The organism is Synechococcus sp. MIT S1220 (assembly GCF_047303025.1).
In the GTDB taxonomy this organism is placed as follows: Bacteria; Cyanobacteriota; Cyanobacteriia; order PCC-6307; family Cyanobiaceae; genus Parasynechococcus.
In genome coordinates this window covers 2,677,998-2,691,672 of record NZ_CP138939.1, presented here as the reverse complement: position 1 = coordinate 2,691,672, position 13,675 = coordinate 2,677,998, and the positions used below count along the sequence as shown (strand labels likewise).

Annotated in this window: 17 protein-coding genes; 8 read left to right on the top strand and 9 right to left on the bottom strand. The window is 56.2% G+C overall.

Going from position 1 to position 13,675, the window contains the following annotated elements; all coding sequences use genetic code 11:
- Positions 1-111: 111 nt before the first annotated feature.
- The gene (locus tag SIB64_RS13570) at positions 112-705 is read right to left on the bottom strand and encodes an alpha-ketoglutarate-dependent dioxygenase AlkB family protein (RefSeq protein WP_413440725.1); all 594 of its coding nucleotides are present in this window, start codon (positions 703-705) and stop codon (positions 112-114) included.
- Between the two features lie 20 nt (positions 706-725).
- Here SIB64_RS13570 and SIB64_RS13565 point away from each other — a divergent pair, with 20 nt between their 5' ends.
- Genes SIB64_RS13565 through SIB64_RS13555 form a run of 3 tightly spaced genes read left to right on the top strand, consistent with a single transcriptional unit; the run spans position 726 to position 2,610 of the window.
- Positions 726-1,604, top strand: coding sequence for an SGNH/GDSL hydrolase family protein (locus SIB64_RS13565; protein ID WP_413440724.1), 879 nt, complete (start codon positions 726-728; stop codon positions 1,602-1,604).
- Between the two features lie 60 nt (positions 1,605-1,664).
- On the top strand, positions 1,665-1,970 hold the full coding sequence (locus tag SIB64_RS13560; protein WP_413440723.1) for a hypothetical protein: 306 nt from the start codon (positions 1,665-1,667) through the stop codon (positions 1,968-1,970).
- 43 nt (positions 1,971-2,013) lie between these two features.
- Entirely contained in the window at positions 2,014-2,610 is a 597-nt protein-coding gene (locus SIB64_RS13555) for a DUF819 family protein (RefSeq protein WP_413440722.1), read from the top strand.
- Positions 2,611-2,624: 14 nt separating this feature from the next.
- Here SIB64_RS13555 and SIB64_RS13550 read toward each other — a convergent pair whose 3' ends face one another.
- The 7 genes from SIB64_RS13550 to SIB64_RS13520 all read right to left on the bottom strand — a co-directional run bounded on the left by SIB64_RS13550 (position 2,625) and on the right by SIB64_RS13520 (position 10,027).
- Entirely contained in the window at positions 2,625-3,518 is an 894-nt protein-coding gene (locus SIB64_RS13550) for a homoserine O-succinyltransferase (RefSeq protein WP_413440721.1), read from the bottom strand.
- 17 nt (positions 3,519-3,535) lie between these two features.
- On the bottom strand, positions 3,536-4,861 hold the full coding sequence (locus tag SIB64_RS13545) for an O-acetylhomoserine aminocarboxypropyltransferase/cysteine synthase family protein (RefSeq protein ID WP_413440720.1): 1,326 nt from the start codon (positions 4,859-4,861) through the stop codon (positions 3,536-3,538).
- A 42-nt stretch (positions 4,862-4,903) separates the two neighbouring features.
- Positions 4,904-5,572 (bottom strand): hypothetical protein, encoded by a 669-nt coding sequence (locus SIB64_RS13540; RefSeq protein WP_413440719.1) that lies wholly within the window; start codon positions 5,570-5,572, stop codon positions 4,904-4,906.
- A 63-nt stretch (positions 5,573-5,635) separates the two neighbouring features.
- A complete protein-coding gene (locus SIB64_RS13535; RefSeq protein ID WP_413440718.1) occupies positions 5,636-6,658 on the bottom strand; it encodes a transglycosylase SLT domain-containing protein in 1,023 nt (340 codons plus the stop codon).
- 36 nt (positions 6,659-6,694) lie between these two features.
- Positions 6,695-7,276, bottom strand: coding sequence for a DOMON-like domain-containing protein (locus SIB64_RS13530; RefSeq protein ID WP_413440717.1), 582 nt, complete (start codon positions 7,274-7,276; stop codon positions 6,695-6,697).
- A gap of 1 nt (position 7,277) precedes the next feature.
- Positions 7,278-8,441, bottom strand: coding sequence for a phosphotransferase enzyme family protein (locus tag SIB64_RS13525; protein ID WP_413440716.1), 1,164 nt, complete (start codon positions 8,439-8,441; stop codon positions 7,278-7,280).
- A 71-nt stretch (positions 8,442-8,512) separates the two neighbouring features.
- A complete protein-coding gene (locus SIB64_RS13520; RefSeq protein WP_413440715.1) occupies positions 8,513-10,027 on the bottom strand; it encodes a hypothetical protein in 1,515 nt (504 codons plus the stop codon).
- 57 nt (positions 10,028-10,084) lie between these two features.
- On the opposite strand from SIB64_RS13520, the gene SIB64_RS13515 reads away from it, so the two are divergent.
- From SIB64_RS13515 to SIB64_RS13500, 4 genes are all read left to right on the top strand, one after another.
- Positions 10,085-10,669, top strand: coding sequence for a glutathione S-transferase family protein (locus tag SIB64_RS13515; RefSeq protein ID WP_413440714.1), 585 nt, complete (start codon positions 10,085-10,087; stop codon positions 10,667-10,669).
- 43 nt (positions 10,670-10,712) lie between these two features.
- Entirely contained in the window at positions 10,713-11,228 is a 516-nt protein-coding gene (locus SIB64_RS13510; protein WP_413440713.1) for a hypothetical protein, read from the top strand.
- A 417-nt stretch (positions 11,229-11,645) separates the two neighbouring features.
- Positions 11,646-12,635, top strand: a complete 990-nt coding sequence (locus SIB64_RS13505; RefSeq protein WP_413440712.1) for a hypothetical protein — start codon at positions 11,646-11,648, stop codon at positions 12,633-12,635.
- Positions 12,632-12,859: a hypothetical protein gene (locus SIB64_RS13500; protein ID WP_413440711.1), complete on the top strand. Its 228-nt coding sequence runs from the start codon at positions 12,632-12,634 to the stop codon at positions 12,857-12,859. The genes SIB64_RS13505 and SIB64_RS13500 overlap by 4 nt, the downstream gene beginning before the upstream one ends.
- Before the next feature lie 54 nt (positions 12,860-12,913).
- On the opposite strand, the gene SIB64_RS13495 is transcribed toward SIB64_RS13500, so the two are convergent.
- Positions 12,914-13,204 (bottom strand): hypothetical protein, encoded by a 291-nt coding sequence (locus SIB64_RS13495; RefSeq protein WP_413440710.1) that lies wholly within the window; start codon positions 13,202-13,204, stop codon positions 12,914-12,916.
- Between the two features lie 249 nt (positions 13,205-13,453).
- On the opposite strand from SIB64_RS13495, the gene SIB64_RS13490 reads away from it, so the two are divergent.
- Entirely contained in the window at positions 13,454-13,645 is a 192-nt protein-coding gene (locus SIB64_RS13490) for a hypothetical protein (protein ID WP_413440709.1), read from the top strand.
- Positions 13,646-13,675 lie beyond the last annotated feature (30 nt).

Below are 13,675 nucleotides of genomic sequence, written 5' to 3'. Positions count from 1 at the left end.
GTGATCTTTGTTAAAAGTAGGCGTTATCATTGCTGGGATCAGCCTGGAATGTGTTTCTCGGTCTTATTGGGACCTTGGCGCAGGAGTTGATCGACGCACTGAGGCTCCAGTTCAGTGAGCATTGGACCGGAGAAAGCAACGAAAGGTGAGATTGATCCGTGGTGTGCTGATCCGTCGGCGGGTCGGCACACCGTGCATCCAGTTTTGCTGGCAGCCCGGATGCATGATCAGAAGATCGCCATCGGCAAGGGGGAGCGTCTGTCGTTGTTGTGGATCGACCCGATGTTTCAGGCAGAAATCCCGCGTCGCTCCCAACGACAACGAAGCGATCGGTTTGGCCTGATCGATCTCAGCTTCATCGTCCGCATGCCAGCCCATGCGGTCGTCTCCATTGCGGTAAAGGTTCAGAAGGCAGCCGTTGAAGCGGGTCCCGCTGGCTTCACCGACTTGTTGCAACAGTGGTTCGAACCATTCCGGCCAGCCTTCGCCGCAATGGAGTGTGCTGCTGTAGCGATATTGAATCCCCTGGTCAGCGAGAAAAACGGTGAGCCTGGGAACGGCGTGCCGTTTGCCGTACACCTGAACCAAAGGCTGCTGCCAGTCGAGAGCTGTTCTGAGCTTCGCGCGCAACCGATCTGCCCGCTGCGGTGGCATCCATCCGATGTGCAAGGTCCAAGGCAGGTTCTGGAGATCGTCAGACTGCATCGAGTTCCTGCGGTCGCAGCATGACGTCAACGCTGGTGATTCTGGGGGCAAGCCTTATGGATGCGGGCAACATTGCGTCCTTGCTCGCGATCACCGGTGAGGAGCCATTTGCCGATCCGATGTACGCGAAAGGAGATCACGTTCGTGCATCGGATGGGCCCGTCCTGGGGGAACGTCTGGTTGCGCGTATGGGTGGAGACCCCAGTGACAGCCAGCTGTTCAATGTGTTGTCGACCGATGCGGCACGGCAGGCAGACGTTCACAATTACGCCCATGGTGGAGCGCGGTCCGATACGGAGCCCAGCCAGTCGTTTCTTGGATTCAACATCGGGATCGGCCTTAAATCTCAGGTGAAGGCGATGAAGAGCCGCGCCGATTTTTATCGGGCAGGCTCGGATGTGGATGTGCTCCTGTCGGCCGGCGGCAATGATCTGCTCACCGCCCTCGAAAACCTGGAGCCGTTCGAACGTGCGCTTTCAACGCGGCGCCGGCGCGACGACAAACGGCTGATGCGTTCAATCAGCCGTCCGATCAGCAGGAACATCCAGCGTGCTGTGGACCAGATCACAGGACTGGTCGATGAGGTTGTTGTTCTCGGTGCGATGCCGATCAGCGCAACAACCCGGGCCCAGAAGCTGGCGTCCAAGGTCAAAAACGCCTCTGCTGAAGGCGTGCTTGATCTTCTTGATGCTGTCAGTTCGCAGCTCCAGCGCCGTTTGTCACAGGCCTTTGCCGATGATCTCTCTGTGGTTGTTCTTGATGGGCAAGCGTTGTGGCGTTCCGTTGACGATCCCGTTCTCCTGGATGGCCTGCATCCCACCAGTCAGACCAGCGGCGCCATTGCGGAGCTTGCGGTTCCTATCGCTATGGAGCAGCTCAACAGCTTTGGCTTCGCTTGATCCGTGACGAGGGATGAAGGAGGCCGCCGGGCTCAGTGAAATCACTCATAGAGTTTTGCCATGGGAGCACGCATCACACAGGATGAATTCCTGAAACGGGCACGTCAGCGTTTTGGCGATCAATTCGATTACAGCGAAATCCGTTGGCGCAGCTACAAAAGCCCAGTGAAGATCCGCTGTCGCAAACACCCTGTTCAGGTGATCTGCATCACTCCTGAAAAGCATTTGCAAACCCTTGGCGGTTGCCGACATTGCCTGCGTGAACGGCGAGTCGCTTCCCTGGAGCGTGAACTGAACCGCAAGCATGCCCAGCGTCCTGAAGTCGTCGTCAAAGGCAACGACATTCCGGTGCCTGTCTCTGGTTGATCGCAGCAGTTGAGGTCACCATCGGGGTGCCTGGCGAATGCAGATGTTCGTTTCCCTGGTGCTGGTTGTTGTTCTGACGGTGCTCGGGTGGTGGATCAGCGAGCGATTCCAGTTTGGACGTCAACTCGGCACCACGATGGTGGTGCTTTTGATTGGCTTCTCGGTAACAAATTTGTTCGGCTGGCAGCCAGACGACGAGGCCAGCGGCTGGATCAGTGGCCCCCTGACCTCATTGGCGATTACGCAGTTGCTGTTGGCTGTTGATCTGCGGCGGTTGTGGCCCGATGCGCGCCGGTTGGTGGTTCCGTTTGCTGCGGCAATCGTGTTCACGGTCATCGGCCTCAGTTCACCTTTGGCTGGATTGTTGGGGGAGGGGTGGCCTGTGCTCGCGTACGCCTCTGTTGTTGTGGCAGTTCACGGCATCGGAGTATTTGGGCTGCGGCGTTGGCGACATTGGCCTCTGGCAGAAACCCTTGTGGCATCCCAGGCCGCCATCGGAGGGCCCAGCACAGCCTTGGCCTTGGCGTCATCCATGGGGCGTGGGGCTCTGGCGTTGCCGAGTGTGGCCATCGGCCTACTGGGTTATCTGCTAGGGACCTATCTCGGATTGATGGCTGCGGCCGTGCTTTCCGCGCTCTAAGCGAAGCTCAGGTGTCACTGGCCAAAACTCACCCGCTGGTAGCAGAACCAAAGCCATTGCTGGAACAGCAGGTTGCGATGTGAGCGCCAGAGTGTTTGGGGTTGATCGGGGTTGAAGTTCTCAGGAGGGGGTACATCTCCACGCGCTTGGTCACGCTCCATCTCTGCTCTCAGGCGGCCGACGTTGTACTCCGGATGACCAAGGTGCATCAGCTGTCGCTGGTCCGGTGTTTCGAAGATCGTGTAGCCGACCTGTTCACCATGCGCGAGCAGGCGTAGTCGTCCCTGGCGCTGGGCGGATTCCATATCGGCATCCCGTAGTCCCGCATAACGGCTCTGCGGGCAGACGAAGCGATCATCCTGGGTTCCCATCAGGGAATGGCCTGGGACCAGGCTGCGCATGGGGTAGATCCCAAAAAGCTTCTGATCAAACGGCACTTTGTCCACCCCAGCGAGATAAGCCAGGGCAAAACCAGCCCAACACAACCCAAGCGTGCTGGCGCACTGGCGCCGTGCCTCCTCGACCAGCTCCACAAGTTCGCGCCAGTAATTGACTTGTTCAAACGGCAGATGTTCCACGGGAGCACCTGTGATGATCAGGCCATCCAAAGGCCCCTTGGCTAGCGCCTCATCCCAACTGATGTACAGCGTGTTCAGGTGGTCCTGATCCCAGCTTCGATAGGCGTGGGAATTGAGCTTGATCCAGATGGGCTCAATTTGCAGAACAGATAGCCCGAGGGGGTGGAGCAGATTGAATTCGTACTGCTTCCCCAGCGGCATGATGTTGAGAATGCCAATGCGCAGGGGCCGGATGTCCTGGCGTTCGGCCTGAGCAGGCTCAATCCAGGAGATCCGGTTGCGTTCAACCGCCGCGATCTTGTGGTAGTTGCGAGGAAGAATCAGTGCCATGACGGCAGCATCGGCATTCAGGTGAGAACGGCGAGGGCCTGTTCGAAATCGGCTTTGATGTCGTCGATGTGTTCGAGACCGACGGACACCCGAACCATGGTTGGCGTCACACCAGCAGACGCCTGTTCGGTCTCACTGAGTTGCTGGTGGGTGGTGGAGGCGGGGTGGATGACCAGCGTCTTCGCATCGCCAACATTCGCCAGGTGGCTGGCGAGTTTCAGGCTGTCGATGAAACGCACGGCATCGTCATAGCCACCATGAAGGGAGAACATCAGCATGCATCCCATGCCACGGCCCGTCAGGTACTTTTTAGCAGCTGCGTTGTAGGGGTCATCCGGCAGGCCTGGGTAGCTGACATTGGCGACAGCCGGATGTTCGCTGAGCCAGGTGGCGAGGGCCATGGCATTTTCGGTGTGTCGCTCCACGCGCAGACTCAGGGTCTCGAGACCCTGAAGCAGCAGGAAACTGTTGAAAGGACTCAGCGCAGGGCCCCAGTCCCGGAGGCTTTCCAGCCGGGCCCGCAAGGCGAAAGCGACGTTGCGATCATCTGGAACGCCGAGCATTTTGCAGATATCGCTCCCGAATCCGAACGCGTCCCAATGGACCAGTCCGTGGTAAGCGGGGCTGGGTTCACTGAGGAGTGGAAATTTCCCATTGCCCCAGTTGAACGTTCCGGCATCCACAATCACTCCTCCGAGGCTGGTGCCATGGCCACCGATCCATTTGGTCGCGCTTTCCACCACCACATCGGCACCGTGGTCGATCGGTCGCAGTAGGGCACCGGCGGCACCCAGCGTGTTGTCGACAATCAAAGGAATTCCTCGATCCTTCGCCAAAGCTGAGAGCGCCTGGAAATCAGGAATGTTGAACCGTGGATTCCCCATCGCTTCGACATAGATCGCTTTGGTGTTGGCATCGATCTGTGCCGCGAAGCTCTCAGCATCGTCTCCCTCCGCAAAGCGCACATCGATGCCCAGGCGTGGGAACTGAACCTTGAACTGGTTGTAGGTGCCGCCATAGAGATAAGAGGTGGAAACAAAGTTGTCTCCGGCCTTCATGCAGTTGGTGATCGCCAGGAACTGAGCCGACTGGCCTGAGGCGGTGGCAAGGGCTGCCACACCGCCTTCAAGAGCGGCAACCCGCTTCTCGAAGACATCCGTGGTTGGGTTCATCAAACGGGTGTAGATGTTCCCGAATTCCTTCAGGCCGAACAGATTGGCGCCATGTTCGGCGTCATTGAACACATAGGAACTGGTCTGATAGATCGGGACCGCCCGAGCGTTGGTGGAGGGATCAGGAGACTGACCGGCGTGCAGCTGCAGGGTCTCGAAATGCAAGGACATCAGGCTGTGTCGGGGCCTCGTTGTCTCCGTTCTAACCGTGGTTCATTCCTCTGGAAGCTCCTCCTTCTCCGTTTCCGCCAGTGATGGAAAGGTTCCCCGCATTACCGCTTGAATTTCACGATGGGCCTCATTGCGGAAACCCGGAACCGCTTCGGCGTTGAGCAATGGGTAGGTGCGGTCGCTGCCATCGTTATCACGCAAGTGTCGCCATCGGCTGGATTCTGTCTTTTTCAGTTCATTCAGTGCGGCCTGGAAGTCATAGGGCTGCGTCGTTCCAAGAGCGGCCGCCTGGGTTGCCAGGGTTTCGCGCACCGGGCCAATCGCCTTGGCTTTGAGCGTGTCTGGTAGTCCGAGAACAGGCTGGTAATGATCGAGCAGCCGCAGCTCTACCTCCAGCAGAACGGGCCAGGCTCCCTCCTGCCCTTCAGCGAGGGCCATGTCGGCTTCTGCCGCCTTCATGGCATCGAGGTGGAAGCGAATCCATTTGTAGTAGGTCTTCTCGTTGATTGCCTTCTTGGCAGCGGCCCGGCCAGTGGGAATCGCAGGCAGAGCATGTTCCGCCTTCCTCAGGAACTGGCGATCCTCCCGCTCCAGGTTCATGGCACCCCAGCGTTGGCGGTATTCCCAAAGCTCGACGTAACGGCTGACGTCATGCTCAGACCAGCCGAGGGTCTTGAGTTCATCGCCGCGATGGGAGGTTTCCTTGGGCACGCGCTGCAGTGGTCCTACGTTTTTTGCAGCGTAGTTGGCGGCTGAACCATGGCTCGAACGGGATCAGTTGGGCGCTGCACTGGCGGGATTGAGCCGAAGGTATTCGGTCACTGTGATTCGCTCAGGCTGGTTGTAGCCAATGGGCAACCAGAGATCACCGGCGTCGGCGTTGAAATGAATCTCCCAGTGGTAAAGCCCGCGGTAGGCCATCGGGTCCTCTTTCATCAGCGAGGCGTAAAGCAACACCGCCTTGCCGTAATAGTCGCTGTTGTTGTAGCCCCAGAGTCCCTGACGGATATCGCGTAAACCACCTCGCCGCACGAGATAACGGGCTGCTGCCTGGATCGCATCGTGGGGGTCACGGATGTTGCCTTCCCCGATTCCCGATTCGGCCCAGGTGGTCGGAAGAAACTGCATGGGTCCCTGAGCATTGGCCACAGAGATGCCGTCGATTCGGCCCATACCTGTTTCAACAAGATTCACTGCCGCCAGCACTTCCCATTCGATTCCTGTCGCCGCTTCGGCTTTGCGGTAGTGCTGAAGCAGCCGATCAGCGGGTTCGGGTTGGATGATCCTCCAGGCCGGCAGGCGAGTCGGTCGTCGGCCGCGGCTCATGCGCAGGAACTCTCTGCGTGCTGCGAGGTGACGTTCGGCGACGCTGCGCCAGCGCTCGGGTAGAGCGGCGAGGACGAGCTGAGATCGGCGGATGTCAGCCGACAACACCCGATAGATCACCTGTTGCTGATGCCCGAGATCCGGCAGGTCCTGGTCCGGTGTGGATGGGTCGCGCAGTGCCATCTCCACGGCAGCGAGGAGGGTTGCCGCCGTTTGCGGATTGGTCGGCACCACCGGGTAGCGTCGGCCAGCTGCCGTCTTCGGCTGGTCGCTGCGGAAGGGCAGGATCGGTGAGGACGCGCTGCTATGGAGCGTTTTGTCCTGAGATGCCTGATCTGGCTCGAGGCCAGTCGCAATCGGGCGCGTGATGGTTGTTTGGAATGCTGTGTCGCGGAAACCCGCCAGGGCAGCAACGGTGAGTCCAAGCCCGAGAACCACTCCTGGAATCAGCAGACCGGGCCGCGTTCGCATTGAGGGAGAGGAGTTTGACGCCTGACCTTAAAGCGATCAGGGTTGCAGGAAGGTGGAACGGAGATGGAAATCGGGATGATCTGGCCCATGGCGTAGCGCCCAGTAGTTCAGCCCATGGGTGCGCAGATTCAGGACTGAGGTGAGGGCTAGCTCGGGACAAACTCCCGCGGGCCACCAGGGGCGCAGGGGCAGCCGGGCATCGAGACGAACCTGGTGATGCCAGCGGCGCAATCGCACCTGAGGCGCTGAGCTGAGCTCCTGCGGATGTTGGGAGCGGCGGTACCCCTCAAAGCTATAGACCGCCCAATCGCCATTGGGTGCAAAGTTGATTTCCCAGTAACGATCGGAACCCGGAAGGGCGATGAAGGCTTCACAGCAGGTTGAAGTCCACAGTTCATCCCGTCTTTCACCCCCAGACTGCAGACCATCGAACAATCCACTCGGGAGCAGGAGATCACTGATGCCACCCGAAGCGGTCATCAGAATTCCGTAGCTGAGTTCCAACCATCCATCGCAGTTCCAGATCATCTCGCCGCTGACGCGGATGCCGGGGAAGGCGTCTGGTTCGAACGACAGCAGACGCGATGCCTGACGCAGCATCACTGCAGGACGGGCCATCTCAGACCTGGGCCGTTTGAGGGTTGAGCTCCCTGGTCAGACGATCAACCAGTGAGCGGATGGCGGGCATCTGGGCTTCGATACTGCGAGTCAGCTGGAACTGCACGGCGGCGCGATGAAGGTTATGCCCCGGTGCTGTGCTCCGGAAATAAACATCTCCTTCGAGATGATCTGTGAGAAAGCGCAATCCGAGTTCCAGTGGAATCAGCCGGATGCAGTCCGGCAGATAATGGAGATCCCAGTCGCTCAGAAAGCCCCGGGCAACTGTGAGATAGCCGGTGAGGATCGCTTCACACAGAGCGATGTCGAAGTGTGCATCCTGCGGAAGTTTGGCTTCCTCCCCGGCGGGGTTGCAGCAGGAGCGCAGACAATCTCCAATGTCGTAGTGCACCAACCCCGGCTTCACAGTGTCGAGATCGATCAGGCCAACGGCTTGGCCGGTGACGTCATCGATCATGACGTTGTTGATCTTGGGATCTCCATGGATCGGTCGTTGCCTCAGTTCACCGCGCGCCCGCGCCGCCTCCAGCACGTCGATGCCCTCTCGGCGTGAGGCCACAAAATCACAGGCCTGTTGCAGAGCCTCGTTGTCTGCAGCGATCGTTCGATCGGAGATCACAGCGTCGTAATGCTGCAGATAGACCGGAGTGACGTGGAAATTCTCGAGGGTGTCGGCAAGTTGATCGGCGGGAAGATCGCTGATCAGGCTGTGGAACATTCCAAGTCCATAGCCCACTTCTCGGGCATGGTCGGCGTTGCGGATCACATCCGTTGCCGTGGCAGCGCCGATGTAGGAAATCGATCGCCAGAACTGGCCTTCATGCTCCACCCAATGGGCATCCTGCCGGCAGCGCACCACGCGCGGGATCTCCCAGCGACGACCGTGCAGCTCAGGGGGTGGAGAGGCCAGTCTCCGTTCCACATGGGAGCTCAGGGCGATCAGGTTCTGCATCACAAGTTCGGGCCTGTGAAACACCTGGGTGTTCAAGCGTTGCATCACAAAGGCTCCCCGAACCCCGCGGCTGTCCTTGGATGTGCCGTTGTGGGTTACCAGAAAGGTGTCGTTGACATTGCCGGACCCCAGAGAACGAATCGCCGTGATGCGTTCGCGGGGATGAAAGCGATCGGCGATGGCTTCGAGAGCCTCAGTCATCGGCAGTCGCATCGATCTCATTTCAGAACCATGCCGGTGGTCGCTGTCGAGACCAGAGCTTGGTGTGCGGAAAAGCAGGCGACTCAGGTGTCCAGCTTGCTCTCGATTGCATTCATCAGCTGCAGATAGACCGGCACTCCCGATTGGTCGATCTCGTCCAAATCCATGTCGCAGCGCATGGCGCGACGGGCGTTGTCGGCGATCACAGCATTGACGACAAGATCGAGGGCTTCAGGGATCTCCAGGTTTTGCAGAGCCTCCGCATAGCGACGGCTGTGGGTTGGCCGCACCGATTCCTGGCAGTAATTGGACAGCTCCCGGCTCTTGGTCATCACCTCATAGGCGGTCTCTTTGACGTTCGCTCGTCCGTAAACCGCCATGTAAAGCAGGTTCACCATCGAACAGTCATGCACGGGAATCGCGTACCGACGCGCTATCTGGGGCCAATACCGCAGAGCCTTGAGGCCTTCCAGGGCCCCCTTGCGCAAGCCTGCGTCTTCACACCACGCTTCGAGCTCCTCCATAGAGTTGGGGCAGCGGCCGTGCTCACACATCTGTTGCGCCAGCACCTGGCCGGCTTGGAAATTTCGGGTCGGCCGGCCTGACACCGGCAGCATCATGCTGCCTCGTACATCAGCAACCATCGCGGTGAGCTGCGTAAACGTGTGGTCCCTGACTTTTTCGAAATCGCCGTCCCGCACTAGGGTCGCTTCAATTCTTGGAACCGCGTAGCCGAGTTCCGTGAGTGGAATCGGCTGACGGTGGTAAAGCTTTTGGCGATCGCGTCGGGCCATCGATACTGTTGCGGCCTGGTCGAGACACTGGTTCAACAACAGGGTGAGCACTGTGGGAAGGACACCGGGGTTGTCCTGGTGGAAGGCGTAAACGAATCCAGCGAAAACCGACGCCATGTTCTTGGCCGCCTTGATGTATTGCCCTTCAACGTTGTGGACGCCTGCGGACACCTGGATGTTGGGTGACAGACGATCCAGAAGCTGTGCGCCGAGCATGGCTGTGAGTGCGTCCGGATGGCAGAAGTTCGCTGTGAAGCTGTCGAAGGGATTCCGTAGGGCGCCATGGCGGTGAAACCCTGAGAAGAAAGCAAGGCTCGGTTGCTTCTCACAGAGCACGTAGGCGCTGTTGCTGATCGGATCGTGGTTAAACGATCCTGCAAGGCAGGCAAGAACAACCTGGGGGCGGTTGAGCTCCTGCCGCAGACGGCACGCCTCGAGAAGATCCTCCTCAACGTGATTGCTGTTGGCGCTCAGCAGCACCAGCTCACAGTTGAGGATGAGATCGGCCAGCAGGTTGGAGACCCGCTCCCCCTCGACGAGATGGCTGCCCATCTCGAGCACTGTTGCCACGTGGCCCCGATCCATGGTCGCCAGGGTTTCATCGTCGAAGGCGCCTAGCAGTTCTCGACCCGGTCGAGCGGCCAGCATCAGTCGGCCGGCTTCGTTCTGCATAGCGCAGTTGTAGGCCAGTGAGGCTGGGTAGAGCCCCACGCTGTAAAACCCGACTTTTCCAGACTCGACCTCCAGAACCCTCTCTCGGATCGCCTGGGGGTCGAGGCTGTGATCGAAGAAGGAATTGAGCATGGAGAGAGCCTACGGATCCCTGTTGAGGTGAGACTGAACAGGCGATGCGCCGGCTCGATGACATTGACGTTGTATGGGGCTCCCAAAACGAGGGTGTCCATGCCCCGTTGGTACCTGGAGGAAAAGGGGATCCCCTATGAACTGGTGATGCTCGATCTGGCGGCGCAGGGCAATCGCCAGCCCGACTTCCTGGCCGTCAATCCCTTCGGCAAGCTGCCTGCGCTTGAGGATGACAGTGTTTCAGGGTTGGATGGGCAGCCGCTGAAATTGTTTGAGTCCGGCGCGATCCTGCAGCATCTCGAAGACCATCACAGTGGTGAACAACGCAGTGCTGCGGAACGCTCACTGACAGCGCAGTGGCTTCTTTTCGCCAATGCCACGCTCGCCATCGCTTTGTTTGTGCCCAGCAATCGCGAGCGGGAGTTCCCGCGTTTGATGCAGGAGCTGGATCGCCAGATGGCGTCGGGAGGGCCATTGGTGGGCGACCGCTGGGGGGCCGCTGACTGTGCAGTGAGTGCCTATCTGGCTTATCTGCCGATCTTTTTCCCCCAGGAGGATCTCAGTCCCTATCCATCGATTCAGGCCCTGATCACATCGACCCGACAGCGATCCGCTTACCGCAAGGTGATGGGCATGGACTGAGCGGGCAAACTCACGGTGTAATGCAGTTCAAAGCGTTCAGGCCATGGCTTACAACCGCTCCGAGTTGTTAATGGCCTATCGATGGCCTGCAGCTCTGTTGATCTCCAGTCTTGTGCTGTCTGGCTCAGCGTTGGTGATTGCCTGGGTAGCGATACGTTTTTTAAGCCAACCCATCCCAATCCGGATCCAGGGTGGGCTGGATGTTGATCGGTTGGTGATGCCGCCGACGCTGACGATTCGCGCGGATCAGCCCCTTCCCGTTGAGGGAATGGTGGGCGTGAAGGAACAGGTGCAGATCGCCAATGACGCTCCGCTGACGATTCGCGGCCCGATCACGGTGCAAAAAATCACGACACCGGTTCAGGTGCGTGGTGCGGTGGATGCCCATGCCCGTGTCTCCGCCAGCGATACGCCGATCGCTGTTGATCTGAAGGCTCCGGTGTCCGTGGATGGTTCGGTGGTTGTGAAGGAACCGGTCACGGTCAAGGGTGATGTGGACGTGGACGTGGAAGGCAAGGTTGGAATTGATGGCAAGGTCGGCACGCGCATCGGCTTCTGATCAAACCGGACGAGCGTTGATCGGCCTCCCATACATCTAGACACCAATCCATGTCTAGGGTTTTGACGTCATCTAGCCGCAAGGCTTGTGATGCAATTAGGTCATGCAGGTCAAACAGAGGAAAGGTCGCTCAGGCTGGTACGTGACGATTCCTGCCTGTGCCTAGTGAATTGAGAAGGGTGAATCGTGGTCCTATCAGCTCCAATTCATGAGTTGTCAAAGCTGATGAAATCCATGCTGAAGCAAAAAAGAATCAGCTCAAGATTGGGCTTGAACGTCAGCAGAGATTCAATGCGCTGTTGAGGTGTGATCACTGCTAGATTTAGCCATAATTTACAAAAAATACAACAAAAACAGTTGTATTAAGGGACGACGCCTTTTAGGCCAATATGCTTGTAGAAGCTTGGAAATCGTAAATTGTCCTTTGCATTCGGTGATCTTAACGACCTGTTTTATGACGATTTTCAGGGATATGGTATGCCTGCTATTTGGAATACAAAAGATTACAGTGTTCCCAGGAGAATCGAATGGAGCACCACCGATAGTGAGCTTTTATTCAAGGGTGAACTTGTTCCAGTTGACGGCAGGATCGAGCTATTTAATGATCAAATAGCTCACGCATTTTATTTGTGGGATGAGGCGCTTGAATCCATCTATTTTGTTGAAACGGATCAGGGAAACAACGCTGATATTACCTTTGCAACATCTTCCGACACTGGAAATAATTTTGCAGTATTCATTCGCAAAATTCCTGCTTCAACAGGGTATATCGAGGCGGGACGGGTCAAGCTGAATGCGGACAAACTTTTGGATCAATCTCCGGACCTGCAGAGTAAGATTATTATTCATGAGATAGGAAACATACTTGGATTGGGTGATATTATCTGCTCAGATAATATTCAAAGCGTTCAGGAGGATAAGTGTTCACCTAAGGAGCCATTTATGGGTGGAAACAGTCTTTATGCTTTTGACACAGAGCTCATAAAGTACCTCTATGGTGAGCCATTTTTCTCGAGTCCTGAAGCTCGTCCGAGAGATATTAATGGCACTCCAAAAAAAGATAAACTCATTGGTACTAACGGAGACGACAATATTTCAGGCGACGGAGGTGCGGATAAGATTGATGGTAAAAAAGGTGACGATTTGATTGACCCCGGTCTTTGGACCAGCGGCAAATTTGATGTTATTAAGGGGGGAAAGGGCAGAGATACATTCGTGATAAAAAAAGGCTACTGGGCATTTATTAAAGACTTCAAGGTGCTGGATGACAGGCTTGATATAACAGGCTTAAGTTCAAATTTTGATTGGGAAATTAAGAAAGGTAAAACCTACATCTATGACAGCGATGGATTTGAGACCGTGAGGTTAAAAGGGAAAATTGACCTATCTAAAGCTGAAACTATATGAGCCGCCCTGTCCTCTGGCAAATCAGATCAGGATTGAGATTTGCAAGCTGTTCAGCACGGCAGATTGAAGAAGGTCGCTTTGCAATCCTTGAGATAATCCTTGTCACCATTCGTGACAGCCAATACGGAAGGAAATATCGGGGCGCTCTGGCTTATGAACTAAATATTTCTGATAACACCCTGGACAATGCCCTCGACTGGAAACAAAAGCTTCTAGCACTATAAACCTGAATGAGCAGACTGGAGTAGCTGAGATGAAAGAGATGGCTGGTCGCTCAATCAATAACGACGCAATGGGCAATCCTTGAAGACTTCTTGAGCCAGAACAGCGTTGACTGCTTCCTTCTTGGCTGCGGGGTGGCCCGCACCATTCCCCATGAAGTTCTTCTGAACTAATTGCAGGGTGTTCGTTGAAATTTCGTCGTTCATATGTAGGTCACATAATGTTGCGAAAGCGCCACCGGAATACGCATACCAGAATTCGTATGGAGCTTGAGCTTTTGCGCTCTGGCAAACAGCGATCGAGAGGACTGATAACGCACCTGCAATGGCAAAAGCTTTGACTTTCATTGTTCGCTTGGTTAATTGCAATGTTGGAGATTAGTTTAATTCTCGGTATTATAGGTCTTGCAGGAAGAGGAGGGACTCTTCTATGAGCGTATCTTCAATATCAAATGACAACTAAAAATACAAGCGCACAAGGCATGATGCCTGGACATCGAATGTCCCCGCTTGCCTGCCTATAATCATCGTAGTTTGGTTCGAATTATTTATCCTAATAATAAGATAATACCGAAAATACAAAGAACAACTTGATAGATGAAAAAACAATCACAGAAGGCTGGCTATGCCAAGTTTTTGAAAGCCAATGATTACAATGAAAGGACTGGACATGCTTTAAACAATGACTTTGTATTTTTTGTAAAGAAGGTGCTTTTAAGTGATGTCATTATAACCCTTGAAAAAAGAGCCTCACAGATAGTCGGACAGAATGCTAGTGAAGTAAATTAAATCCTTCGTAAATGCATCAAGGTAACGCCT

What these genes read in the sequence shown, in the direction of transcription:
- SIB64_RS13570 (WP_413440725.1), bottom strand. Translation starts at nt 705, where the DNA reads ATGCAGTCTGACGATCTCCAGAACCTGCCTTGGACCTTGCACATCGGA.
- SIB64_RS13565 (WP_413440724.1), top strand. Translation starts at nt 726, where the DNA reads ATGACGTCAACGCTGGTGATTCTGGGGGCAAGCCTTATGGATGCGGGC.
- SIB64_RS13560 (WP_413440723.1), top strand. Translation starts at nt 1,665, where the DNA reads ATGGGAGCACGCATCACACAGGATGAATTCCTGAAACGGGCACGTCAG.
- SIB64_RS13555 (WP_413440722.1), top strand. Translation starts at nt 2,014, where the DNA reads ATGTTCGTTTCCCTGGTGCTGGTTGTTGTTCTGACGGTGCTCGGGTGG.
- SIB64_RS13550 (WP_413440721.1), bottom strand. Translation starts at nt 3,518, where the DNA reads ATGGCACTGATTCTTCCTCGCAACTACCACAAGATCGCGGCGGTTGAA.
- SIB64_RS13545 (WP_413440720.1), bottom strand. Translation starts at nt 4,861, where the DNA reads ATGTCCTTGCATTTCGAGACCCTGCAGCTGCACGCCGGTCAGTCTCCT.
- SIB64_RS13535 (WP_413440718.1), bottom strand. Translation starts at nt 6,658, where the DNA reads ATGCGAACGCGGCCCGGTCTGCTGATTCCAGGAGTGGTTCTCGGGCTT.
- SIB64_RS13530 (WP_413440717.1), bottom strand. Translation starts at nt 7,276, where the DNA reads ATGGCCCGTCCTGCAGTGATGCTGCGTCAGGCATCGCGTCTGCTGTCG.
- SIB64_RS13525 (WP_413440716.1), bottom strand. Translation starts at nt 8,441, where the DNA reads ATGCGACTGCCGATGACTGAGGCTCTCGAAGCCATCGCCGATCGCTTT.
- SIB64_RS13520 (WP_413440715.1), bottom strand. Translation starts at nt 10,027, where the DNA reads ATGCTCAATTCCTTCTTCGATCACAGCCTCGACCCCCAGGCGATCCGA.
- SIB64_RS13515 (WP_413440714.1), top strand. Translation starts at nt 10,085, where the DNA reads ATGACATTGACGTTGTATGGGGCTCCCAAAACGAGGGTGTCCATGCCC.
- SIB64_RS13510 (WP_413440713.1), top strand. Translation starts at nt 10,713, where the DNA reads ATGGCTTACAACCGCTCCGAGTTGTTAATGGCCTATCGATGGCCTGCA.
- SIB64_RS13500 (WP_413440711.1), top strand. Translation starts at nt 12,632, where the DNA reads ATGAGCCGCCCTGTCCTCTGGCAAATCAGATCAGGATTGAGATTTGCA.
- SIB64_RS13495 (WP_413440710.1), bottom strand. Translation starts at nt 13,204, where the DNA reads ATGAAAGTCAAAGCTTTTGCCATTGCAGGTGCGTTATCAGTCCTCTCG.
- SIB64_RS13490 (WP_413440709.1), top strand. Translation starts at nt 13,454, where the DNA reads ATGAAAAAACAATCACAGAAGGCTGGCTATGCCAAGTTTTTGAAAGCC.